Annotated in this window: 27 protein-coding genes; 15 read left to right on the top strand and 12 right to left on the bottom strand. The window is 33.3% G+C overall.

Going from position 1 to position 24,312, the window contains the following annotated elements; genetic code table 11:
* Window positions 1-112: 112 nt before the first annotated feature.
* A complete protein-coding gene (locus tag D7004_RS12440) occupies window positions 113-643 on the bottom strand; it encodes an RNA methyltransferase (RefSeq protein ID WP_123206169.1) in 531 nt (176 codons plus the stop codon).
* Between the two features lie 93 nt (window positions 644-736).
* Window positions 737-1,888, bottom strand: coding sequence for a galactokinase (locus D7004_RS12435; protein WP_123206168.1), 1,152 nt, complete (start codon window positions 1,886-1,888; stop codon window positions 737-739).
* 64 nt (window positions 1,889-1,952) lie between these two features.
* On the opposite strand from D7004_RS12435, the gene D7004_RS12430 reads away from it, so the two are divergent.
* Together D7004_RS12430 and D7004_RS12425 are read left to right on the top strand one after the other, a co-directional pair.
* A complete protein-coding gene (locus tag D7004_RS12430; RefSeq protein ID WP_123206167.1) occupies window positions 1,953-2,993 on the top strand; it encodes an aldose epimerase family protein in 1,041 nt (346 codons plus the stop codon).
* Between the two features lie 2 nt (window positions 2,994-2,995).
* Window positions 2,996-3,412, top strand: coding sequence for a DUF1398 domain-containing protein (locus D7004_RS12425; protein WP_123206166.1), 417 nt, complete (start codon window positions 2,996-2,998; stop codon window positions 3,410-3,412).
* On the opposite strand, the gene D7004_RS12420 is transcribed toward D7004_RS12425, so the two are convergent.
* The 4 genes from D7004_RS12420 to ribD are packed head-to-tail and all read right to left on the bottom strand — an operon-like array spanning window position 3,387 to window position 6,781.
* On the bottom strand, window positions 3,387-4,247 hold the full coding sequence (locus D7004_RS12420; protein WP_123206165.1) for a nucleoside phosphorylase: 861 nt from the start codon (window positions 4,245-4,247) through the stop codon (window positions 3,387-3,389). The two genes, D7004_RS12425 and D7004_RS12420, sit on opposite strands and share 26 nt — an antisense overlap.
* An 11-nt stretch (window positions 4,248-4,258) precedes the next feature.
* Window positions 4,259-4,873, bottom strand: a complete 615-nt coding sequence (locus tag D7004_RS12415) for an IMPACT family protein (RefSeq protein WP_123206164.1) — start codon at window positions 4,871-4,873, stop codon at window positions 4,259-4,261.
* A complete protein-coding gene (locus tag D7004_RS12410; RefSeq protein ID WP_123206163.1) occupies window positions 4,863-5,732 on the bottom strand; it encodes a DMT family transporter in 870 nt (289 codons plus the stop codon). Before D7004_RS12410 ends, D7004_RS12415 begins: the two co-directional genes overlap by 11 nt.
* A complete protein-coding gene (gene ribD / locus D7004_RS12405; RefSeq protein WP_123206162.1) occupies window positions 5,729-6,781 on the bottom strand; it encodes a bifunctional diaminohydroxyphosphoribosylaminopyrimidine deaminase/5-amino-6-(5-phosphoribosylamino)uracil reductase RibD in 1,053 nt (350 codons plus the stop codon). Before ribD ends, D7004_RS12410 begins: the two co-directional genes overlap by 4 nt.
* Window positions 6,782-6,842: 61 nt before the next feature.
* Between ribD and prmC the strand changes: the two genes are divergently transcribed.
* On the top strand, window positions 6,843-7,688 hold the full coding sequence (prmC, locus tag D7004_RS12400) for a peptide chain release factor N(5)-glutamine methyltransferase (protein WP_123206161.1): 846 nt from the start codon (window positions 6,843-6,845) through the stop codon (window positions 7,686-7,688).
* On the opposite strand, the gene xerD is transcribed toward prmC, so the two are convergent.
* Complete coding sequence (xerD, locus tag D7004_RS12395) at window positions 7,685-8,584, bottom strand: site-specific tyrosine recombinase XerD (RefSeq protein WP_123206160.1); 900 nt, start codon at window positions 8,582-8,584, stop codon at window positions 7,685-7,687. The genes prmC and xerD overlap by 4 nt on opposite strands.
* Before the next feature lie 130 nt (window positions 8,585-8,714).
* Here xerD and aroQ point away from each other — a divergent pair, with 130 nt between their 5' ends.
* Together aroQ and D7004_RS12385 are read left to right on the top strand one after the other, a co-directional pair.
* The gene (gene aroQ, locus D7004_RS12390; protein WP_123206159.1) at window positions 8,715-9,140 is read left to right on the top strand and encodes a type II 3-dehydroquinate dehydratase; all 426 of its coding nucleotides are present in this window, start codon (window positions 8,715-8,717) and stop codon (window positions 9,138-9,140) included.
* A 77-nt stretch (window positions 9,141-9,217) separates the two neighbouring features.
* Window positions 9,218-9,943 (top strand): TlpA family protein disulfide reductase, encoded by a 726-nt coding sequence (locus D7004_RS12385; RefSeq protein WP_123206158.1) that lies wholly within the window; start codon window positions 9,218-9,220, stop codon window positions 9,941-9,943.
* Here D7004_RS12385 and D7004_RS12380 read toward each other — a convergent pair.
* Both D7004_RS12380 and D7004_RS12375 read right to left on the bottom strand, forming a co-directional pair.
* A complete protein-coding gene (locus D7004_RS12380; RefSeq protein ID WP_123206157.1) occupies window positions 9,940-10,950 on the bottom strand; it encodes a glycosyltransferase family 2 protein in 1,011 nt (336 codons plus the stop codon). The two genes, D7004_RS12385 and D7004_RS12380, sit on opposite strands and share 4 nt — an antisense overlap.
* On the bottom strand, window positions 10,947-11,831 hold the full coding sequence (locus D7004_RS12375) for a lysophospholipid acyltransferase family protein (RefSeq protein ID WP_123206156.1): 885 nt from the start codon (window positions 11,829-11,831) through the stop codon (window positions 10,947-10,949). Before D7004_RS12375 ends, D7004_RS12380 begins: the two co-directional genes overlap by 4 nt.
* 39 nt (window positions 11,832-11,870) lie before the next feature.
* Here D7004_RS12375 and D7004_RS12370 point away from each other — a divergent pair, with 39 nt between their 5' ends.
* The 6 genes from D7004_RS12370 to bioB all read left to right on the top strand — a co-directional run bounded on the left by D7004_RS12370 (window position 11,871) and on the right by bioB (window position 16,738).
* Window positions 11,871-12,482 (top strand): WbqC family protein, encoded by a 612-nt coding sequence (locus D7004_RS12370; RefSeq protein ID WP_123206155.1) that lies wholly within the window; start codon window positions 11,871-11,873, stop codon window positions 12,480-12,482.
* Window positions 12,483-12,485: 3 nt separating this feature from the next.
* On the top strand, window positions 12,486-13,607 hold the full coding sequence (gene corA / locus D7004_RS12365) for a magnesium/cobalt transporter CorA (protein WP_167459485.1): 1,122 nt from the start codon (window positions 12,486-12,488) through the stop codon (window positions 13,605-13,607).
* A 53-nt stretch (window positions 13,608-13,660) separates the two neighbouring features.
* The gene (locus D7004_RS12360) at window positions 13,661-13,912 is read left to right on the top strand and encodes a type II toxin-antitoxin system ParD family antitoxin (RefSeq protein ID WP_123206423.1); all 252 of its coding nucleotides are present in this window, start codon (window positions 13,661-13,663) and stop codon (window positions 13,910-13,912) included.
* A complete protein-coding gene (locus D7004_RS12355; RefSeq protein ID WP_123206154.1) occupies window positions 13,905-14,204 on the top strand; it encodes a type II toxin-antitoxin system RelE/ParE family toxin in 300 nt (99 codons plus the stop codon). Before D7004_RS12360 ends, D7004_RS12355 begins: the two co-directional genes overlap by 8 nt.
* A gap of 72 nt (window positions 14,205-14,276) precedes the next feature.
* Window positions 14,277-15,626, top strand: a complete 1,350-nt coding sequence (mgtE, locus tag D7004_RS12350) for a magnesium transporter (RefSeq protein WP_123206153.1) — start codon at window positions 14,277-14,279, stop codon at window positions 15,624-15,626.
* A gap of 107 nt (window positions 15,627-15,733) precedes the next feature.
* Window positions 15,734-16,738, top strand: coding sequence for a biotin synthase BioB (bioB, locus tag D7004_RS12345; protein ID WP_123206152.1), 1,005 nt, complete (start codon window positions 15,734-15,736; stop codon window positions 16,736-16,738).
* A 99-nt stretch (window positions 16,739-16,837) separates the two neighbouring features.
* On the opposite strand, the gene D7004_RS12340 is transcribed toward bioB, so the two are convergent.
* Together D7004_RS12340 and D7004_RS12335 are read right to left on the bottom strand one after the other, a co-directional pair.
* On the bottom strand, window positions 16,838-17,248 hold the full coding sequence (locus tag D7004_RS12340; protein WP_123206151.1) for an organic hydroperoxide resistance protein: 411 nt from the start codon (window positions 17,246-17,248) through the stop codon (window positions 16,838-16,840).
* 107 nt (window positions 17,249-17,355) lie between these two features.
* Window positions 17,356-19,515: an FUSC family protein gene (locus tag D7004_RS12335; protein ID WP_123206150.1), complete on the bottom strand. Its 2,160-nt coding sequence runs from the start codon at window positions 19,513-19,515 to the stop codon at window positions 17,356-17,358.
* A 430-nt stretch (window positions 19,516-19,945) separates the two neighbouring features.
* On the opposite strand from D7004_RS12335, the gene D7004_RS21155 reads away from it, so the two are divergent.
* The 4 genes from D7004_RS21155 to D7004_RS12320 all read left to right on the top strand — a co-directional run bounded on the left by D7004_RS21155 (window position 19,946) and on the right by D7004_RS12320 (window position 22,983).
* On the top strand, window positions 19,946-20,080 hold the full coding sequence (locus D7004_RS21155; RefSeq protein WP_279634753.1) for a hypothetical protein: 135 nt from the start codon (window positions 19,946-19,948) through the stop codon (window positions 20,078-20,080).
* A gap of 161 nt (window positions 20,081-20,241) precedes the next feature.
* Window positions 20,242-20,619 carry a GxxExxY protein gene (locus D7004_RS12330; protein WP_123206149.1) on the top strand — a complete coding sequence of 126 codons (378 nt, stop codon included), beginning with the start codon at window positions 20,242-20,244 and terminating at the stop codon, window positions 20,617-20,619.
* Window positions 20,620-20,832: 213 nt separating this feature from the next.
* Window positions 20,833-22,185 (top strand): PhoH family protein, encoded by a 1,353-nt coding sequence (locus tag D7004_RS12325; protein WP_123206148.1) that lies wholly within the window; start codon window positions 20,833-20,835, stop codon window positions 22,183-22,185.
* A gap of 33 nt (window positions 22,186-22,218) precedes the next feature.
* Window positions 22,219-22,983, top strand: a complete 765-nt coding sequence (locus tag D7004_RS12320) for a hypothetical protein (protein WP_123206147.1) — start codon at window positions 22,219-22,221, stop codon at window positions 22,981-22,983.
* Here the strand turns inward: D7004_RS12320 and D7004_RS12315 are convergent.
* On the bottom strand, window positions 22,980-24,191 hold the full coding sequence (locus tag D7004_RS12315; RefSeq protein ID WP_123206146.1) for a TCR/Tet family MFS transporter: 1,212 nt from the start codon (window positions 24,189-24,191) through the stop codon (window positions 22,980-22,982). The two genes, D7004_RS12320 and D7004_RS12315, sit on opposite strands and share 4 nt — an antisense overlap.
* Window positions 24,192-24,312 lie beyond the last annotated feature (121 nt).

The following is a 24,312-nucleotide window of genomic DNA, read 5'->3' as shown; positions in this document are numbered from 1 at the left end:
AAAATAAATATTTCAAAAATGTTACCAAAGGGATATTATTACATAATTATGTGTATACTATAGTGTACAAATAACACTATCTATACATAAGATTTCCTAATGTAGGGGATATTTACAGTCTTAGTTTGGCAAAGAAATCCCAGAAAACTATGCCGGCAGAGATTACAATATTGAAAGAATGTTTGGTTCCGAATTGAGGAATTTCGATGCATTCATCTATTTTTGCCATCACTTCATCACTTACTCCGTCAACTTCATTCCCAAATATTAAAGCGTATTTTTTTGTAGCACTTGGTGTAAAAGTGTTTAACATGGTGCTATTTTCAGCTTGTTCTATAGCTACAATTTCATAACCATCAGTCCTCAATTCATCTATAGCCTTTAAGGTGCTTTCATAATGCATCCAATCTACCGATTGTGTTGCACCTAATGCAGTTTTCTCAATTTCCCGATGCGGTGGTTGGGCAGTGATGCCGCATAAAATAACTTTTTCCAAAGCAAATCCATCGGCAGTTCTAAATATCGAACCTACATTGTGCATGCTTCTAACATTATCTAAAACCGCTACAACAGGCAATTTTTCCTGGGCTTTAAATGCTGCAAGATCAGCACGATTCAAATCATCTAAGGTTAATTTTTTCATTATCAGTAACCGAAATGGCTTTCAATTAAATGTTAAAAACACGGAATATTTAGAAAATCTATATATTCCGTGTTTTGCTACTATATATTGTAATTAAAGTTTTATTGGTCCGTTGCCAATTTCGCTAACATAAATTTCTGCGGGATAACCTATTTTATCAACGTAATAATCGGTTAAATGCTTTGCAAAATCTTCTTCATAACCTTTTTCAAGAAGTGCAATTGCACATCCACCAAAGCCTGCGCCTGTCATTCGAGCTCCAATAACATGTTCGTAATCCGAACAAAAATCAACAACAGCATCTAGCTCTTTTCCACTAACTTCGTACAATTCTTTTAGTGATTGATGAGAAGCATACATTAACCGCCCAAATTCTTCTAACTGACCAGCATTTAAGGCTTTCGCTGCTAAGTGAACACGACCATTTTCTTTAACAACGTGTGTGGCACGATTAAGAATGGTTTCATCCTTAATTAAATGATTGTGTAAAGCAAATTTTTCCGCAGTTAATTCGCAAAGATTATTTAATTTTATTTCTTCATTAAGTAAGTTTAAAGCGGTTTTGCATTCTTCAACACGCTCATTATACTTTGAATCTGCAAGTTCTCTAGGTTTTTTTGTGTTGATAATTGCAAGCACATAATTTCCCAAATCAACATCAACCATTTTATATTTTAATGTTTCGCAATCCAGTACAATTGCCTTATCCTTTTCTCCAAAGGCAACAGCAAATTGATCCATTATACCAGAATTTAATCCAATAAAGTCGTTTTCAACTCGTTTGGCAATTTTTACCAATTCCAGATTATCATAACCCAAATTAAGGTAATCGTTCAGCGCAAAAGCAGTTGCAATTTCTATAGATGCTGAAGAAGAAAGCCCCGAACCGATTGGAATATTGCCGAAGTAAAGAAAATCCATTCCAGGTATTTCCTTACCGTCATTAATAAATTCATTAATAACACCAATTGGATAATTAGCCCACAAACTACCATTTTTTGTGTAGATTTGATTGCTCTCTACCTCAGTTTGAGCCTCAAAATTTAAACTTTTAAACCTTAATTTATTTTCGGAATTCGGTGCAATAACAAGCCATGTACCTAATGTAATTGCACAAGGCATAACCAAGCCGCCGTTATAATCAATATGCTCGCCAATTAGGTTAACACGCCCCGGCGTAAAATATACTGCATCAGCATTTTTATGGTATTGCTCGGCAAATTTTTCTTCAAGTTTAATCTTCATTTGGTAGAAAATATTTAAATAATGTTATGTTTGTTTTGGAAACAAAGGTCCTAAGTTACAATTTATGAGCGTTCAGCAAATACCTACAGGAAAAATTATTAATGGCGAAGAAGTTATCGCTATCCATTTAACCAATACTAAAGGCACATTTGTAGAGATATTTACTTATGGTGCGATAATCAATAAATTTATAGTTAAAAATATCAATGGCAATTTACAAGATATTGTTTTAGGCTTTGATGATGTTGAGCAGTATTTGGATGAAGAATATTTGGAAAACAACCCACACATAGGCGCTGTGATTGGCAGATATGCAAACCGAATCAAAAATGCTGCTTTTAATATTGATGATGTAAACTATCAATTGGCAAAAAATAATGGACCGGATTGTTTACATGGTGGTATTATAGGCTTTGATAAGAAGGTTTGGGATATTGTGGAAGAAGGCGATACTTTTGTTACGCTTGAATATGAAAGTGTTGATGGCGAAGAGGGATTTCCTGGAAACTTAATTATTGGTTTGACCTTTGAATTAACAGAAAATGACGAACTGATTTTAAGCTATGAAGGAGAAACCGATAAAGCTACCGCAGTTAATTTAACTCATCATAGCTACTTCAACTTAGCCGCAAACGGTGGAAATATCGGTAAACATGAGCTACAAATTTTTGCATCAAAATATTTGGAACAGGATGAAAATTATTGTGTTACTGGCAAGTTGATAACTGTAAAAGATAGCCCATTAGATTTTACGGAGTTGAAAGAAATTTCACAGGATTGGAACCCTGAAGAAGGTTACGACCAAACTTTTGTACTGGATAAAATTTACGGAGATTTATCATTAGCTAGCAAAACAATCGAAAAAGAAAGCGGACTCGTTTTAAGTGTTTATACAACAGAACCAGTAGCGCACTTATATACCTCGAAATATTTAAAAGTTAAAAACGGAAAAGGAGGAAGGGATTATGGAGCGTTTGAAGCTTTTTGCATTGAAACGCAGCATCATCCAAACGCAATAAATATTGCCGAATTCCCATCAACAATTTTGCGACCAGAAGAATTATATTCGCAAACCACAATTTTTAAAGTTTCCTTAAATAAATAATTATGTTTAGCATAGAAGAGATTAAAAAAGCAGAATCTAAAATTGTAACCGGAGCCGATTTTCCACAATTTATTAAACAAATTAAGACTTTAGGCGTGGTTCGCAATGATGTTTATGTGGCTAACGGATTATCAATTTATTATGGCGATGATGACCAAACTGTACAAGCCAGCCCAACAGAATATCCAGATTTAATCATTAATGACGAATCATCTGAAGATAAGTTGATGCATGCTTTAGAAGTTCATCAAAAGGGAGAAACGGATTATTTTACTTTTTGCAAGCAAGCAGCTGATGCTGGTGTAGAAAAGTGGGTTATCGATTTAAAAGACATGACTTGCACATATTTAAACAATGAGCAAAAAGAATTGGTGCAAGAAAAATTCCGACTGTTTAAATTCTTTCCAAAACCAGTTTAATGGCTTTTTCAACAATTTTATTTGGTTCATTGCTAAATTCAAATTTCACCCTACTGGCCAAAATTGCATTTACAGATAGTGCTTTGTGACCTAAAACTTTTGCTAAGGCATAAATGCCTGCAGTTTCCATTTCCAAATTTGTAATTCTGTTTTGATTGTTGTTGAAGCTGTTAAGTAAATGCACAAAATCAGGAACTGAGTTTTTAGCACGAACTTTTCTACCTTGCGGTGCGTAAAAACCTGGTGCAGTAACGGTTATTCCATGTACCATATCTTTTCCAATGCTATTTAAAAGGTATTCATTAGCGGATGTTAAATATGGATTGATATGCTGCAAATGTCCAAAATGTGTATTTACAGCATCTAATAAATTTCGTTCATCACCGGATAAATCTTGAACATAATAATTCATTAAAGCATCCAAGCCCAATCCATATGATGAAGCTAATATTGTTCCCATAGGGATATCTTCTTGAATTGCGCCAGAGGTGCCAATACGAATAATATTTAAAGATGTTAACTGCTCCTTTATCTCTCTGGTTTCAAAATCGATATTAACCAAAGCATCCAACTCATTAAAAACGATGTCAATATTATCTGTCCCAATGCCGGTAGAAAGTACCGTCACCCTTTTATTTCCAACAAAACCTGTATGCGTTATAAATTCACGCTTACCTTTTTTAAATTCTATACTATCAAAATATTTACTTACTTCACCAACACGGTCAGGGTCGCCAACGGTAATTACAGTATCCGCGATATCGCCTGGCAATAAATTAAGATGATAAATGCTTCCATCCGGATTAATAATTAAATCACTTTCTGCTATTTTCATAAACGAGATATTTAAATGGTGTAAAGATATTTTAGCTTTAATCCTTCGATTTTATCAAACCTACTTAAAACATGATTAAGTTGTGCCTTTCTAACCTCAAATTTCAGCATGCAGCCAATATCAAAATCTTGTGCTAAAACTGCCAAATACTCTTCCTTTATCAGTTTCATAACATCATTCATTTGCAGGTATTCAAAATTAACTTCGTAAATACCGTTAACCGTTTTTGTAATTATTGATGATGCTTTAAGTGCTTCAATACTAGCAGTTTTATAAGCATTAATTAAACCTGGAACACCCAACAAAGTACCACCGAAATATCGCACAACAACTATTAAAATATTGGTTAAATCTTCTGATAAGATGCAATTTAAAATTGGTCGACCAGCTGTACCAGATGGTTCTCCATCATCATTTATTCTGAAAATAGATCTATCAGGCGTTAATCTGTAAGCATAGCAAAAATGCCTGGCTTTTCCATGTTCGGTTTTTAAATTTTGGATTAGCGGTTTTATTTCTTCTTCCGATCGAATAGGATAGGCATAAGCTAAAAACTTACTTCCTTTATCCCTGAAAACCCCTTCTGCATGGCCTGCAATTGTTCTATAAGCATCATCAAATAGCATTTAACTGAGATAAGGTGATTAAAATTACGGCACAAATAGCAAGCAGAATACCAAAATAGTTTACTAAGGTTAGTTTTTCTTTAAAAGCAATTAGTCCAACCAGCGTTCCTAAAACAATAACGCCCAAGTTCATCGCTGCGAAAACAGTAGATGGATTTGATGATAATGCTTTGTGAGCTTTTAGGTAGAAAAGTATGTTTCCAAAATTAAATAAACCCAATATTAGTCCACAACCTAAATTTACCAACTGAATTTTTGTTTCTCTTTTAAAAATCATTAGGCTAACAATAACTAAGGCAACAAAAAAAGAAAGACAGAAGACGACAAAAAGTGAAGTTGTGTACGGAAGTTCTTTGTATAGGGCAATTTGTTTAAAAAGTACATCTATAACACCAAAACCAACAAAAACCATAACTGGATAAAGCCATTTGCTTGAAGTTGATTGTTGTTCTCTTTGTTTCCTAAGAAAAGTTAAGATAATAGCGGCAAAACCGATACCTAGTCCAATAAATTTTAGCTGATTAAAATCTTCTTTAAATATAAAATAAGCTGCTAAAATGGGTATGAATAGCGATAATCTTTGTGCAATATCAGTTTTAACGATTCCTAAATTTTTTACTGACGCAGCAAGGAATAAAAATATGGTGGGCAATAAAATAGCCAAAGCGATGTAAATTGTCCACGGTGCAGATGAATGGATGAGATTTACATCGGGTTTAAAAAATAAATAACATAAAATAAGTGCTGTTAAATAATTTACTGTTACAGCCTGAATAATACTAATTTGGTATCTCTTTGCAAGTTTTAAAAGTATCGCAACTGTAACACTACAAAAAATGCTTAAAACGATGTAAATCATTTATTTATATTATTATAAATGGTAAGTTTATCCTCACCAATATTAATTTGTTCTATCACATTGCCATTTATTATTGGAGATGGCACACCCTCGTCCCAACTATTATGCGAAGTAAAAATTCGTGCTTCGTCCCAAAGGTCGGCTTGTAAAAATTGATTTAAAATGTTAGCGCCACCTTCTATGATTACCGATTGAATGTCCATTAGGTAAAGCTGAAAAGCAATTTTTTGGGCAAGATAGAAGTGCATATCTTCCATTTGGATGTAGTGAACGTGTTCAACAACATCAGTTTTAATCTCATTAAAAATAATCGTTTTGGCTTCCTTATTAAATATGTGGTTACTTGATGGAATTTGTAAACTTTTATCAATAACCAACCGAACTGGATTTTTACCTGGCCATTCTCTGCTGGTAAGTTGTGGATTATCCATAATGGCGGTGTGCTTCCCAATCAAAATTGCATCTTCTTCGGTGCGCCATTGGTGGGCTAAACGTTTGGCCAAGCCTCCACTAATCCATTTTTGGTGACCATCCAAAGTAGCAAAATAACCATTTGCAGTTTCTGCCCACTTTAAAATTATAAAAGGTCGCTGCTTTTCTATCCGGGTAAAAAAACGGCGGTTAAAATATCTACACTCAGTATCTAAAACACCACTAATTACTTCAATTCCAGCGTTTTTTAACTTCTCAATACCTTTTCCGTCAACTCCAGAAAACGGATCCCGATTGCCAATAATTACTTTTTTTATTTGATGCTTGATAAATAAATCTGCACAGGGCGGCGTTTTACCAAAATGGGCGCAAGGTTCCAAATTTACGTATGCAGTAGCTTGTTTCAATAACCGTTCAGCATCTTGGCCATGGTTCTCAAATACAGCTTTTACTGCGTTAGGTTCTGCATGTGCTTCACCAAACTTTTGATGATATCCTTCTCCAATTATCTTGTTATCTGCAACTATAACACAACCAACCATCGGGTTAGGATTTACATTCCCAATAGCTATATTAGCCAATTCTAAACAACGTTTAATATAAAATTCATCGCTCATTAACACAAAAGTAGTTAAATTATGACAAGGATAGTGGTTCGGTTTATTACTTTTGCAATCGATGAATATTAAAGCGTTACAAAAAGAATATATACAAAGTTTAAGTCGTTTTTACGATGCTGATGAAGCTAAGGCCATATTTAATTTATCTGTAACCAGCGTTTTAAAGGTTAATCAAAGCGAATTGCTTCTTCCAACAGATAAGGAATTGGACACCAAAGACTTGGATAAGCTCAACAAAGTTTTAAAAGAACTTAGTACAGGAAAGCCAATACAGCAAATTTTAGGAGAAACGATTTTTTACAAATTGCCATTTAAAATAACTGCTGATGTTCTTATTCCAAGACCAGAAACCGAAGAGCTGGTAGATTGGATAATAACTGAACTTAAGGATAAAAATAAATCGCTTTTGGATGTTGGTACAGGTTCTGGATGTATTCCTATCACATTGAAAAAAAACTTGCCTCAACTGGATGTTTCTGCATTAGATGTATCTGCCAATGCACTTAGTATTGCAAGAGCAAATGCTTCATTAAATAAAGTTGAGGTAAATTTTATCGAGGCCGATATTCTTAATTACACAAGTGATATTAAGTATGATGTTATCGTAAGCAATCCACCTTACATCCGCGAACTGGAAAAGGCTGATATGCATGAAAATGTATTGGCTCATGAACCACATTTAGCCCTATTTGTGAGCGATGAAAATCCATTAATATTTTATGATGCCATTTCTGATTTTGCCTTAAAAAACCTAAATCCTAATGGTTATTTGTTCTTTGAAATTAATGAATATTTATGGGTAGAAACGCTTCAAATATTAATGGATAAACGATTTAAGAACATAGAGTTAAGAAAAGACATGCAAGGAAAAGACCGTATGGTTTTAGCAAGGACTAACCCTTAAGCCCTGGGATGAAATTGAGTAATTACTTCCCGTAGATAATCTCTGTCTATGTGTGTATAAATTTCGGTTGTTGTGATGCTTGAATGTCCAAGCATCTCTTGTACAGCTCGCAAATCTGCACCACCTTCTATTAAATGCGTTGCAAAGGAATGGCGTAAAGTATGCGGACTAATTGCTTTTTTCAGTCCAGTTGAGGCGGCTAAAGTTTTTATTAGGTTAAAAATCGAAATTCTAGAAAGCTTCGTACCTGACCGATTCAGGAAAATAAAATCTTCATTGCCTTTTTTAATTTTAGCATGAACCCTAACTTGTGTAATGTAAATGTCTACAAGTTTTAAAGCGGTGCCGCCGATTGGTATCAATCTCTCTTTATTTCCTTTGCCAATTACTTTTATAAATTCTATTTGTGGAAAAAGGTTAGAAATTTTTAATTCTGTTAATTCACTAACCCTCAAGCCGCAACCATAAAGTACCTCTATAATAGCCTTATTACGCATTCCCTCTGGTTTTGAAGCATCAATCGCATCGATTAAAGCATTAATCTCATGAATATTTAAAGTATCTGGTAATTTTCTAATTAGCTTCGGTGCTTCGATTAAAGCTGTTGGATTGTTTTCAATAACCTCTTCAATCATCAAAAAAGAAAAGAAGGCTTTTAAACCAGAGATTACCCTAGCTTGTGTAGTAGCCAACATTCCAAGATTATGAAGCCAGCTGATAAATGATTTGATGTCACTTATGGTGATATCATTTAGGTTTGGCGTTGCATTAATAGAATTGAAATATTGTCTTAACTTATCAACATCGCTTAAATAGGCATCAACAGAATTACCGGAAAGTGAGCGCTCTAATTTTAAATAAGCTTTAAAACCTTTGGTATATGATTGCCACAGCATGTTTCTATTTAAGTTTTTTTTAATAACATTGCAACGTTACAAATTTAACGTCGAATCATACAAGAAAATTGAAAGCGATTTAGAGAAAGAAAACATTATTATCTTGAAATAAAATTTACCTTAACATAAAATGAAAATACAAATTATAAATGGACCAAATTTAAATCTTCTAGGCGTACGTGAGCCTTCTATTTATGGAAATACGAGCATTGAAGATTATATCAAAGAATTAAAAGACATTTACACCATTGTAGAAATAGAATATTTTCAAAGCAATGTAGAAGGTGAATTGATTAATAAACTTCATGAAGTTGGCTTTAGCTTCGATGGCATTATTTTAAATGCCGGAGGTTATACCCACACTTCGGTAGCTTTGGCGGATGCAATTGCGGCTATCAAAACTCCGGTAATTGAGGTTCACATATCGAACATTTATGCTAGAGAAGAATATCGCCATGTTTCTTTAACGGGTAAAAATTGCAAAGGCGTTTTAACTGGTTTTGGAATGACTGGATATCGATTAGCCTTAGAAAGTATATTGATTAATGCTAAGTAATTATGATATTTCTGTTTTACAACACCTGAAGTTAATTGTCGCGAGATATTAAAAATCAATTCTAACAGCTCCTCAAAATGATAAAATCTACATTATCTATTTTTCTTATTTTCTTCGCTTTGCTTTGTAACGCTCAAAAAAATGCTGGTAAAAAGACATCAATGTTTAACGACAAATCGATAGTTAGGGGTGAAGATGGCATGGTTTACACTACTGATATTTGGAAAAAACTTTTGCGAACGGGAAAGTATTCTATTAAAAGTAGAAATACTGTTGCAGAAAATGGCGAGCCAGAATGGCTTATTTACCAACTTACAGATAAAGATCATCAAATTTTGATGGATAAAATGCCAAAACCAAGAGCTAGTGATTCGTTTGTAGAAGGGTCGAAATTTAATGGTTTTAAAACATCTGATATGAATGGCAATAGATACGATTTAGAAAATGCAACAGGAAAAGTGATTGTACTTAATTTTTGGTTTATCAATTGTCCGCCTTGTAAGGCAGAAATTCCTGAATTAAACAACCTGGTAGATAGTTATAAAACAAATACTGATGTGATATTTTTAGCGATTGCTTTAGATGATAAATATGAATTGCAAGATTTTTTAAAACTGACGCCTTACAAATATAACATCGTAAATAGTGGGCGATATATAGCAGAAAGGTATGGCGTAAAGTCTTACCCAACCCATGTTGTGATAGATAAAACCGGCACTATAAAATTTAGTACTTTGGGTTTAGCACCAAACACAATGACATGGATTAAAAAATCTATTGATGAATCTTTAAATCCCAACTAAAGTTTAGAAAAGTACTGGATTTTTTTTATAAAGAATGCCCATACAACGCTGTTTTTGTAAACTCCCTTATGTTCTGAATATGGCTTTTGATGCTGCTTTCTTTTGGCAGCAGTTTTAGCCAAATCTTTTATAAAGTGCCAGTGGCCTTTGCTAACAGCAAATGTAAATTTCGGTTTTCCAGATAATAGGAAATGCCACCAGGCTATAAAATCTATAAACATCCTTAGGGTAATGCGAAAAATTGCATCGCCGGCTGGAAGATTTTTTTGCATGATGATAAGATTATTCCTAAAATTTAAATAGGTTTTAAAAGGGTTTTCTGTTTGCAAAGTACCTCCACCAACATGGTAAACTTCAGCATCAGGACAATAAACAATTTTATAATCTAAGTTCTTCAACCTCCAGCACAAATCAATTTCTTCCATGTGGGCAAAAAGGTCGGCATCTAAACCACCTGTTTCTTTCCAATATTTACTTTTGATGAAAAATGCCGCACCACTTGCCCAAAAAATTTCTTCAGTTTCGTTGTATTGATTATTATCCATTTCGTAAACGTTAAATAAACGTCCGCGGCAAAAAGGGTAGGCATAAATATCTAAGAAACCACCAGCTGCACCAGCATATTCAAATTGATTTTTATCGAGTTGCCATTTTATTTTTGGTTGTGCAGCAGCAATTTTATCATCGCTTTGCATTAAATCGATAACTGGTCTTATCCAATTCGGCGTAACCTCAACATCCGAATTTAAAAGAATAAAATAGTCAGCTTCAACACGTTCTAAAATTTTGTTATAACCACCAGCAAAGCCATAATTAACATCATTTTTTACAATTTTAACCGTTGGAAAATTCTGCTCAAGAAACTCAACCGAGTCGTCGGTTGAGCCATTATCTCCTACGACAACTTGCAGACTGTCATATTCAGACAGTAATACTCCAGGTAAAAATTCTTTAAGAAATGATTTTCCGTTCCAGTTTAAAATTACAACCGCTACTGATGGGCTCATGTATTATTTAATTCAGGTTTAAATTTCCAGCGTTTGTGGCTCCAAAGCCAAAATTCAGGTTTGTCTTTAATTATTTTTTCTAAGTACTCAAAATGTAAACTGGTAATCTCTCCATCAGCAGTTAGTGATGGATTTGAGCACATCGGCAAAACTTCCACATCGTAATAACCCATTTTTACTGGGGTTACTTTAAAATAATAAATCGGTCGGTTAGTGGACTTGGCAATTTTCTCCACGCCCAATAAAGCTGCAGTTGGTTGATTTAAAAAGTTTACAAAATGTTTATATTCTGAAACGATTGGCGATTGGTCACTAGCGAAGCATAACAAACTTGGCTCAATTTTGTACGTAGCTACAGCTCTTAATGTTTGCTTCATTGCCACAAAGATATTTCCATATTTTGTCCGGAATTTATTAAACCAGGCTTCAAAAATTTTATTATTTATTGGTTTAAAAATAACGATTGTTTTTCCTGTCAAGTTTAGGCCTAACGCTAATGTCCCCAATTCCCAATTTCCATAATGCCCAGTACAGGCTAAAACACTTTCACCTTTTTCAAAGTGTTTTTCAACTTGTTCTAAACCCGTAAAATGTACTCTTTTTAATGTTTCAGTCTCAGTAATGGTTGATAATTCTATAATTTCAAAAATCAGTTGTGCTAAATATTTAAAGTAATTTTTTTCAATCCTTAGAATTTCTGCAGCAGATTTTTCAGGAAAAGAATTTGTTAAGTTAGACCTTACAACTTTTTTTCTATAACCAATTACGTAATAAAGAAGATAATATAGTAATCTTGCAAAAAAGAACAATACCCAAAGAGGAAGCAAAGATACCAGGTATAAAAAAAATACGCCAAGATGCGCAAAACCTCTTTTTATCATTAATTTTAAAACGTTTGAATTACAAACATATATCTTCAAATGCAAAATACCGCTATACTTCCATTATTTTATCTTCCGCCAGTTAGCTATTTCTCTAAAATACAAGAACTTAATCCCGATTTTTTATTAGAGAAATTTGAGAACTTTCCAAAGCAAACCTATCGCAATAGGGCAACTATATTTTCTCCAAATGGAAAATTAGATATAACCGTTCCAGTGGTACGTGGTTCGAAAATGAGAACGCCATTAAAAGATGTTAAAATTAGTTATGATTTTAATTGGCAGCGACTGCATTGGCTAAGTTTAGAAAGCTGCTACAGAAGTTCTGCCTACTTTGAGTTTTATGAGGATGATTTATCTGTTTTCTACACTAAGAAGTACGATTTTTTGTTTGATTACAATTTTGAGATTTTAGAATGGCTGACAAAAAAGCTTAAACTGAGCATTGATTTTAAGTTTACATCAGAATATATTGATGATTTAGAGCCCGAATTAAATTATCGGGAAATGATGAGTCCAAAGAAAAATGATGAATACGTAAACAATAAACCCTATTATCAGGTTTTTGAGGATAGACATCAATTTATGCCAAATTTAAGCATTGTTGATTTATTATTTAATCAAGGTCCGCAGGCCCGATTATACCTATAAAGTATGGCAAAGAATAAACCTAAAAACCGACATAAGCATTATAAAGTTCCTGAACCTGGCACAAGCCCTGGTTTGTACACTATTGATGAAAATGCTTTAAAGCCAAAAATTACGCTTCATACTTATAACGCAAAGACATATAAAAAAGAAGAGTTAGAAAATATAGATAACATTGATAAGCTTACAGAAAATACGGATTTTTACTATTGGTTTGATATTAAAGGTTTAGCCGATCCGAATATCTTTGAAACTTTATATGAAAAATTAAACATCAGTAGGTTAGTTTTAGAAGATATAACAAGTTCATACCAGCGGCCAAAATTGGATGAATATGATAGCGATAACTACGTTTTCGCGGTAAGCAGACATTTGTATTTGAGTGAAGAAAATCAATTATGTAATGATCAGGTATCTTTTATACTTACCTCAAAATGTTTAATCACTTTTCAAGAAAATTATGAAGACTGCTTTAACCCGGTTCGAAAACGATTGGAAGTAGGGAAAGGAAACATTAGAATTGGAGGTGCAAGTTACTTGATGTATGCCATAATGGATGTTATTGTAGATAATTATTTTACACTATTAAACCATTGGGGCGAGGAATTGGATGCAATAGAAGACAGGCTTTTTGATAATCCTGACAAGCGTATAATGTATGATACACAGGGAATTAAGCGCTCATTAATTACGATTAGAAAAGTAACCTGGCCCGAGCGTGATAAATTGAATGACATTCTGCGAACCGATAGCAGCTTAATTACCGATTTAACTAAAACCTATATTAAAGATGCTTACGACCATTGCATTCAAATAATCGATTTTATTGAATCGTTAAAGGAAATTGCATCGGCAAATATTGACATGAACCTTTCTATCATTAGCAACCGCATGAATGAAATTATGAAGGTGTTAACAATCATTTCATCAATTTTTATTCCGCTAACCTTTATTGCCGGTATTTACGGAATGAATTTTAGTAGGGAAGACCCTGTGACCGGAAAAATCTTAAAAGATAACATGCCCGAACTATATGCCGAACATGGTTATTTGTATACGTGGTTGGTTATGTTGGTTATTGCCATTGTTCAGGTGATATACTTTTGGAGACGCGGTTGGTTTAAATAAAACTTTTGCAATTGTACCAAATTTTGGTACCTTTAATTGAAGAGCAAATTACAATGGGAAGAAATACATCTATGGTTTTAGGAAACCATTTTGAAAGTTTTGTTGAAGATAGAATTGCCGAAGGAAGATTTAAAAATGCAAGTGAAGTTATTCGTGCAGGATTGAGGCTGCTGGAAGAAGAAGAACATAGAATCTCAATATTAAAAAATGCAATAAAAGCTGGATTAGATAGTGGTGCAGCACATGATTTTAATCCTGAAGAACATCTTAAAGCTATGAAAGCAATAAAGATAAAGAATGGGTAAATTTTCTTTGTCGAACAAGGCCGTTGAAGATTTAACTGCTATTTGGAATTACACCTATGATAAATGGTCTGAAATTCAAGCTGATAAATACTATCACCAACTTATAGATTGTTGTGATCAACTCTCAATCAAGCCTGAAATTGGCAGAAAATATAACGAAGTAGACAAAGATCTGCTAGGTTTTAAAATATTAGAACATATCATTTTCTATAAAATAATTTCATCGAAAGAAATTTTCGTTGTTAGAATTCTTCATTCAAAAATGGATTTGAAGAATAGGATAATTGATTAAATATTTAATATTCGAATTTTCAAGATGAAATATTTAATATTAGTAGATTAGGGCTTTTAGATCAGGCAATTAATGCAATCATTCGAAATAGATAAAAGCGACGTACTTAAAGTTAAAAATGCAATTTTAGCTGGTGATGAAACCTTAAAAACCGTTTTAGAAGATTACCATGCGTCAGAAATTGCAATTCTATTTGAGCGTTTAGATAAATCTGAGCAGCAATACATTATCAATTTATTACCAGCCGAAATAGCGTCAGAAATTATTTCTGAAATGGATGAGGAATCTCACCCGGAGGATCTGCTATTTCAAATGCATCCTGATAAACGTACCGAAATTGTCGAAGAATTAGATTATGATGATGCAACGGATATTATTTCGCAACTGGAAGACCATGAGCAGAAGGAAATTTTAGAAGATTTAAATGAAGAGGATGCATCCAACATTCGAAATCTTTTAACTTACGACGAAAAAACTGCCGGTGGCTTGATGAATACAGATTTAATCTGTGTTAACATTAATCTCACTAAAAAAGATGCAATTGATGAAATTATCCGCCAAAGCGAAGAAATGGAAGAGTTTTATACCATTTACGTTGTTGACGAGAATGATATTTTCAAAGGAATTGTATCTTTAAAAGATATTATCAAAGCAAAACATAACGCTCAATTAACCGAATTGGTTAAAACAGATGCAGTTTATGTTCATCCCGATACAGACCAGGAGGAAGTAGCTAATTTAATTTCTCAATACAATTTAACCAGTATTCCTGTTATAGATGAACACCAAAAATTATTAGGTCGCGTAACCTTCGATGATGTTATCGATGTAATGGAAGCGGAGAGTACAGAAGATATCTTAAAAATATCTGGTGTTTCTGAAGATGAAGAATTAAGTGGTAATTGGGTTGAGGCTGTAAAATCTCGCTTGCCATGGCTGGTTATTAATTTAGGAACGGCATTTCTAGCCTCATCAGTTGTTCGTTATTTTGATCCAACCATAAAACTAATTCCTTCGCTTGCAGCATACATGACAATAATTGCAGGTATGGGAGGCAATGCTGCAACCCAGGCTTTAGCGGTAACTGTTCGTCGTATATCACTTTATGATTTATCTGATAAACAATCTTATAGAACAGTTTTGAAAGAATTTACAGTTGGCTTAATCAATGGTGCCGCAAATGGATTAATTGTATTTCTTTTCGCATATTTTTTTGATGGCAATCCAATGTTAGGCTTAGTTATCTTTCTGGCAATGACGGGTAATTTGGTGATTGCAGGTATAACCGGAGCCGGAATTCCGCTAATTTTGAAGCGTGTTGGTATCGATCCTGCCATTGCATCATCTATAATTATTACTACTTTTACCGATGTTTTTGGCTTTATGCTTATTTTAGGCCTAGCCAGTAAACTTTTACTATAATAATTGGTGTTCATATTGATTTAAGTATTTTTAGGTTGCTTAATCAATCGCGAATTATGAAAATATAACCATGTTAAACCTTATATCCAAAAAATCCTGACCCGACAATGCAAACTACCAGACACGATTGGAGCAAAGAAGAAATATTAGAAATTTATAACAGACCATTTTTAGATTTGGTTTATGAAGCCGCCAGCATCCACAGAGCAAATAAAGATTACAATGAAGTACAGGTAAGTTCATTAATCTCCATTAAAACAGGTGGTTGCGCAGAAGACTGTTCTTATTGTCCGCAAGCAGCACGATACCATACAGAATTGGAAGTACAGCCTTTAATGCAGGTAAGCCAGGTTGTTAACGCCGCAGTTAAAGCGAAAGAGGGTGGAGCATCTCGCCTTTGTATGGGTGCAGCGTGGAGAGAAGTACGCGACAACCGCGATTTTGACCGCGTAATTGAAATGGTTAAAGCTGTTAATGATATGGATATGGAAGTTTGCTGTACTTTAGGCATGCTAACTGAAAACCAGGCACAACGTTTAGCAGATGCAGGTTTATACGCTTATAACCATAATATCGATACCTCTGAAGATGACTACAAAAGAATAATTTCCACCCGTACTTATGATGACCGATTAAATACCATCAAAAATGTTAGAAAAGCAAAATTAACAGTTTGTAGCGGTGGAATAATTGGTTTAGGTGAAACGGTAGAAGATAGAGTTTCTATGCTTCAAACGCTATCTAATATGGAGAAACACCCTGAATCAGTTCCGGTAAATGCATTGGTGCCTGTTAAAGGCACGCCATTAGAAAATCAACCGAGAGTACCAATTTGGGATATGGTTAGAATGATTGCTACAGCTCGGATTGTAATGCCAAACTCTGTTGTACGTTTATCTGCAGGAAGAAATGAAATGAGCACTTTAGAGCAAGCTTTTTGTTTTATGGCTGGAGCAAGTTCTATTTTTGCTGGCGATAAATTATTAACTACACCAAATCCTGCATTTGTAGATGATATGGCAATGTTTGAATTATTAGGATTAAAAACCAGAGATGCCTTTAAAAACGGGCGACCAGAAAATACTAAATTGTTGCAGGAAGAATCTATATAAATTTTTGTAGCAAAGAAAAAGGCTGTATTATTAATCCAATCGTTTAATATTTGGAATTAATAATACAGCCTGATTTTTTTTGTAATAACGCTGCAATAACTAAATTGCTGTTATTCTAACTTCTATATTGCCTTTTGTTGCCTTTGAATAAGGACAAGCTTTATGTGCTTTTTCAGCTAATTCTTGTGCTTCCTCTTGAGAAATACCAGGAATGTGTACGTCTAAATCTGCGGATAATACAAATGCATTTCCATCTTGATTGAAAGAAACCAAAACGTTAACATTTGCTTCACTCACATCAACACCAGCTCTTTCTGCAATTGAACCTAAAGCGCCTAGGTAACATGGTCCCCATGCAGCAGCAAATAATTGCTCTGGGTTTGTAGCGCCACCTTGACCACCCATTTCTTTAGGTTTTCTTAGTTCAAAATCTAACTGACCATCGCTCGATTTAATATGTCCGTCTCTTCCACCTGTGGCTGTAACTTCAGCCGTATATAGCTTTTCCATAATTTTATATATTGTAAGCTATTGGAACAACTAGCAAACGGCTTTGTTTTAATTGATGGGTTTATAGTGTGGCTAATTTTATTAAAATACTGATTATCAATAATTAACTAAATCTTAATTTTAACAGATAGTTTATATAAATCATAAGCAACTTTCTGAATCAAATCAAACTGTTCTGGAACCAAATCCTCACCTGATTTAATATTTAAAGTGTTATCGTTTAATCGAATAAGCGGAACATTTTCAACTGTATTTTGTCCTTTCTCCAAATTATTAATACAGGTATCCAATAAATAAATTGTGTTGTTAGCAACTGGTTTTAATGCTTCAAAATTTTCGAAGTGGAAATCATGCTCCTTATTGTAAAGTGATAAAGTTGCCATATACGAGGAACTTAAATGGCATAAAGCTGTAAATTGATGAACTTCCTTAATAAAAAGTTGCTTGCTTTTTGGTTCTGAAAACATTCTTTGAAATAATGAAGCCAAGTTTGCAGTGCTCACATATACTTCTTTTCTTGCCAATTTATAATCTGTGCGATTGTAACTTTTTTCAAAGTATAACCTAACAACTTGTTCAAAATAAGCCTTATTTGCTTTTAAAATATTAACCATAGCTTCTTTAAGTTTTTCATGCTCCCAAGTCGGGAACAAAGAATAACTGGCTAGAAGTGCTATGCCTGAACCAATGAAAGTGTCGTAAATTCTTTCTCTTGCCAATGCCAAAGAACCCATTCCAAGAAAATCAAAAAGAATGAGAATATAGGGTGTCATAAACAGCACGCTAACCACATAATTCTTCCTTTGAAAGCTGTAACAGCCAATCATACAAATCAGTAAAATAGCGAATAATGAGTTTCTATCATGTATGTAAGTTAATACGCCCATTCCAATAAAAGCACCAACAGTAGTTCCGATTAGTCTTTGATAATTGCGTTGTTTGGTTAAACTAAAGCCTGGTTTTGATATAACAAGGATGGTTAACAATATCCAGTAACTGTGAGAGAAATTTAAGAGTTGCGAAATAATAAAACCTAGAAGCATTACCACGGTAACCCTTAAAGAATGCCTGAAAGTTGATGAACTATAAGTTAAATTTTCTGTAAAAAGATTAAAATCGAATTTTTGACGAGTAATAAATTTCTCTGTATCTACTTCAGCTTTGCGAATTTCTTTGCTATTCCTAAGTTTAAAATAACTGTTTATCGTTTTAACCCGACCAAGAATATTTTCAATATTAACTTCTATATTTTTTAAAGCTATAATACCAGAGGTGCTGAACTGCTTTTTGTCATTGTTTTTCTCAAAATCGTTTATTTTGATTTTCAATTTTTCTATTTCAATTAATAACCTTTTAGTAACAACAGGTGTTCCACCACTTTTCAAGGCAAAAGCAATATCATCTAATGCATAAGAAATTCGTTTAATTGCCATTTCATAATCTGGCAAAATTCCTGCTGCATCAAATTGTTCGTGAAGTTGCTTGTAATTGTAATAGGTTGACATTACTTGTTCAAATAAATCAACCATATCTACAAAAACGAGCATTAAAAACCTTCCTTCAGGCGTAGAATCTCTAATAATTTCGCGTGTCTTAAATAATAATTCTCTAACCGCGTCTTGCTTCTCGTGTACAGAAACTTGTAGTTGAAGCAAATCTGCGTAAGTCTTATCATAATTATTATTGCGGTGATAAAATTTGGCTTTTTCCCGTAAGAATTCTGCTACCTCAAAAATAGATTCACTTAAGGCTTGTTGCACCAAACGAAAAGGTCGAAGCCTATATACGAAATAACTTAATGCGGTGTACCATAAACTACCTGCTAAAACCATTAATGAATGAATGATGACTTCTTGCCAAGGGCGAACATCATCAATACTCAAAACCATTATTAATAAAGTAGCAGTACCAATTGCGGCGGCCCTAACTCCATAAATGTAAAACATGGAGAAAACAAAACTCGATATAGCTAATAAAAAACCAATAAAATAATGGCTTTTGTTTGTTAATCCTGTTAAGATCGAGAAAACGAAAATTAAACCTGTTGTAACCAACATAGCATTTCGTCTGTGAACCATTGGTCCGGGTGTATCTACAACACTAACACATAATGCCCCTAGAGATAGAGTCATGCCATACTTTAGCATTCCAAACTGTGCTAAAATTAACGAAGGCAATAAAACACCAACAGTTATACGCAACCCATCTGCAAAGTATGTGCTAAGCAAAAAATCTTGTACATTTCTTATGGGTTGCCTTATTTGCATGATTGCAAAAATAACATATTACAAAGGCTTTTGTTGCAGGATTTATTTTAACTTTTCTATTATATTTTAGTTTTTAGGCTTAAATCGTACTATAATTGATTGCTATTTTTTTAAGTTATTGTTAATAAGTTAATTACACCCAAATGTTAATAACATTAATGGTTCTTTATTTAATTACGTTATAGGCCAAATTCCTACAATTTAACTGTTTATAACTTTGATATTGAGGTTAATAACTATGTTCAAAAAAACTACAATATTTATATTGAAAAATAGTCATTTACAGCCTATATTAGATTATATCAAATACGGAGTAATTTGAAAGTCTGATAAGAAAATTCAAAAGAGAAATAGAACCGAAAGGGAAAATTTTTCGAATTATCTTAATAAGAATAGATTGTTTTTAGCGGGTTAAACCAATAAAATATGAATGAAGAAATCGAAAGATGGAAACATCAGAAAATCAAAAGGCTTAGCAGACATTATTGAAAATGGCATTATTTTACGGAATGTTGCTATCAGAAATAATTTCTTAAAGATTTACAAAAGTTGTAAAACCAAGTAATATCGAAGAAATTCAATTTACAGATGTAATAGATGCTTTTTTAGCGACTACGGTTGTTATAAAAGTTAAAGCGGGGAACTGAATCGAAAGAAGAAGAACCCCGCTTTTGTTTTTAGATAATCCCCATTCTTTATCATCCCAAATTAATTAATCAGAATTATTTGGATGAAAATCAAATTTCTTACCTTGTAAGGGGATGCATTTACAGCGTATATAAGGCTCTTGGACCAGGTCTTTTAGCATCAGCATATCACGCTGTTTTATTGCATGTACTTAGAGAGGAAGGTTTAGAGGTTCAATCAGAAGTATTCTTACCAATAATTTATAATGGGATTATTTTTGATGCTGGCTACAGAATAGATTTACTGATAGAGAATTTAGTACTGATTGAAATAAAATCTGTAGAGAATCTTTTGCCTGTTCATCACAAACAGGTGCTTACATATCTAAAATTATTAAATTTAAAATTAGGTTTATTAGTCAATTTTAATTCTTCAGATATTTCGACAGCAATTGTGCGAAAAGTAAATGGTTTATAATTGCTTCAGCATTAGAAGTTTTTGGGTTCTCGCTGATTGGATTATTTTTCATAAATGATAAAATAGAGATTCTTAATTCTGCGTAAATCTGTGAATTCAGGGGGAGAAATTTTCTAGAGTAATATTCTCCGGCAGGTTACGCAGAAAAATTAGTTATCCATTGCGAGAAAATTTTTTAGCTGGTGATTTACCAAAGATATCTTAAATTTACAAATGGCAAAAAAAGTTAAATCAAACATCAACTCGTCAAAAAAAATATTTGTACTAGATACCTCTGTGATTTTGTACGATCACGATGCCATTAATAATTTTCACGAGCACGATGTAGCCATACCCATTCAGGTTTTAGAAGAGCTAGATAATTTTAAAAGTGGTAACGATACCAGAAACTTTGAAGCTAGAAGTTTTATCAGGCTAATTGATATAGCATCGAAACAACAACTGATAAACGATTGGGTAAATTTGGATTCACCCAATCTGGGCAAATTCAAAGTCGTGTTAAACGAAAAGCCTTTAAAAACTAATGCTGAAGAGATTTTCGGAGTGGGCAAAACCGATCATAAAATTCTAAATGCAGCTTTAAGCCTAAAAGAGGAAAATCCTGATAAGAAAGTTATATTAGTTTCAAAAGATATTTGCCTACGATTAAAAGCAAAGGCTCTTAACTTAAATGCTGAAGATTACGAAACAGGTAAAATAAAAAATGTTGATGAATTATATGCAGGTAAAACCGAACTTAATGCATTTTCAGAAACACTAATTGATAAACTGAAGCACAATCATAAAATCGATGTTGATGAGGCTGATTTACCATCAAAAAAAGCCAATCATTTTTATATCCTTAAAAATAAAAGAAAAACGATTAACGCTTTTTACAACCATGCTAAAAAAACGCTCACAGAAGTTTACTCTGATGAGATTTTTAGAATTAAACCAAAAAACCCCGAACAAGCTTTTGCAATTCATGCTTTGTTGAATGATGATATTAAATTGGTTAGCATACAAGGCAATGCTGGAACAGGGAAAACACTTTTAGCATTAGCAAGTGCGCTTGAGCAACGAAAAGATTTCAGACAAATTTACATTACCCGACCAATAGTTTCGTTAAGCAATAAGGATATTGGATTTCTTCCTGGAGATGCAAAATCTAAAACAGATCCTTTCATGTCTCCAATCTGGGATAACTTACGTTTTATTAAAGAGCAGTTTAGCGCAGATGATAAAATGTCTGCAAAAATTGATGAATTAGTTGCAACAGAGAAAATAGCAATTGCGCCACTAGCTTTTATCAGAGGTAGAACTTTAACAAAGATTTTCTTCATTATAGATGAAGCCCAAAATTTAACCCCTCATGAAGTTAAAACAATAATTTCGAGAGCGGGTGAGCATACAAAAATCATTTTTACAGGAGATATTTATCAAATTGATACGCCTTATCTTGATTCTGAAAGCAACGGACTTTCTTATCTAATCGAAAACGCTAAGAATCACCCACTTTATGCACACATTACTTTGCATAAAGGCGAAAGGAGCGAGCTGGCTAATTTGGCAAATGAGTTGCTTTAAACAATATATTCAATAAATACTATACCCTTTAATATGTTTTTTTTTCCGATATTTCTTTTGTTCGTTGTTGTAAATCTGGTTAAAAAATTTAAGATAGAGGAGGATAACAATACACCCTTACATTATGTTGCAGAGCAAAATGTAATACTAAATTACTATCCATTTCTATTTCACTCGTTAATCGTTGTTTTATTACTTCTTTCTGTTCTTACGAGTACAGTACTTACAAGCAATGGGATACATATTTTAGTTAGTGATGGCATTTTCCAATTCTTTCTATCGATTTTAGTATTCATTATTAGCATTTTAAATCCCTTTACACCAATTTCAGAAAAAACTAAAACAGTGCTAACTTATGCTATGCAAAAGGAACCAAATCCGATCATGAGATGGTTAATAACCAATAAGAACTGGCAACTTTTAGAATTAGGATTGTGTATTATAGTTATTTGGGTTTTTATTCAGCAAAAATTATTGGTTCTTCCACCACTTAACAGTGGAATGTTATCAAACGTATTTTTAGTACTTATCGCCTTTTTTATAATCACAAGCATCGTACAACTAATAAATGCACCAAAAATTTTTAAAAGAAATACCTTATTTAGATTATCTTTACTATTAAAAACTTTTAGAGTATCTTTTTTTATCTCTGTGGGATTGATACTGTTTATCACTTTATCCTCAGTAATTTTCAAATTAAACTTAGATGAAAAAATTAATTACGAAGGAATAGTATTATTAGTGTTTAACGTAGTAATGGCCTACAATGAATACAAAATTTTAAATCCTGCTAATTAATGATATTTCCTTAATGCTCTTATCGCTATAAATAATCCTATTAAAGTTAAAAATGCACTTAAAATAAATGGTGCGCCAGGAAAATATAGTGGTGTTCCATCCTGAATAAAATAAACGAAAATATGGCTTGCCAAAAAAGGACCGATTATGGCAGCTAAGCTTTGCAAACTTGTGGTAATTCCTTGAATTTCGCCTTGGGCATTTTCGGGTACTTGATTGGAAATTATACTTTGCATGGCTGGTCCACCGATACCTGCAAGGCAATAAGGGATAATGAATAGCATCATCATAAATCCATTTGCCGCAAACGCGAAACAGACGAAACCTATAACATAAAGTATTAAGCCAAAGTAAATGGCTTTCCTATTACCGATTTTTGGAATTATTACCCTGATTAAACCACCCTGAACAATTGCAACCATCAAACCAACTACACCTAAAGAATATCCAATCATGGTCGAATCCCATTTAAATTTTTCAATAACATAATAAGACCAGTTTGATTGTACCGAATGGCTTGCTACATATAATAGTAGGAGTGTAGCTAGCAAACCCAAAATTGCCGGGTATTTGGATGCATTGATAAATGAACCAATTGGATTTGCTCGTTTCCATGAAAATTTTCTACGGTTTACAATTGCTAAAGATTCTGGTAGAATAAAATAGCCGTACAGCCAGTTAATTAATGCTAAGCCGGCTGATATCATAAAAGGAACACGCAATCCAAATGTGCTAAATATACCACCTATAACCGGACCTAAAATAAAACCAACGCCAAAAGCTGCTCCAACCAGACCAAAATTTTGAGCTTTCTTTTCAGGTTCAGAAATATCGGCGATGTATGCCATAGCTGTTGTAAAGCTAGCCCCTGTAACACCTGCGATTATCCTACCTATAAATAACCAAAAGATGGAAGGTGCAAACGAAAGGAAAATATAATCTATCCCTAATCCAAATAATGAAAACAATAAGATTGGTCTTCTACCATATTGATCACTTAATCCACCCATAATTGGTGAAAATATAAATTGCGCCAAAGCGAATGCTACCATTAAATAGCCTCCATAATCTGCAGCAACACTGACACTACCGCCTGTAAATTCTTGAATTAGCTTAGGTAAAACAGGTATTATAATTCCAAAACCTGTAAAATCTATCAGGAGTGTTATCATGATAAATACCATTGCTGATTTTTTTTGCTTGGCCATTATTAATTAGATTGATACACAAAAGTATCAGAAACAATATTAAATCAAGATTTTATTTGAATCACTAGAATAAGAATCATAAATAAACAAAATTATGGATGATTTAAAATCATTTAAACAT

Origin of the sequence: Pedobacter jejuensis (genome assembly GCF_003725795.1) — a bacterium.
In the GTDB taxonomy this organism is placed as follows: domain Bacteria; phylum Bacteroidota; class Bacteroidia; order Sphingobacteriales; family Sphingobacteriaceae; genus Pedobacter; species Pedobacter jejuensis.
Note: the sequence above shows the minus strand (reverse complement) of the source record. Positions and strands in the feature narration are given on the sequence as shown.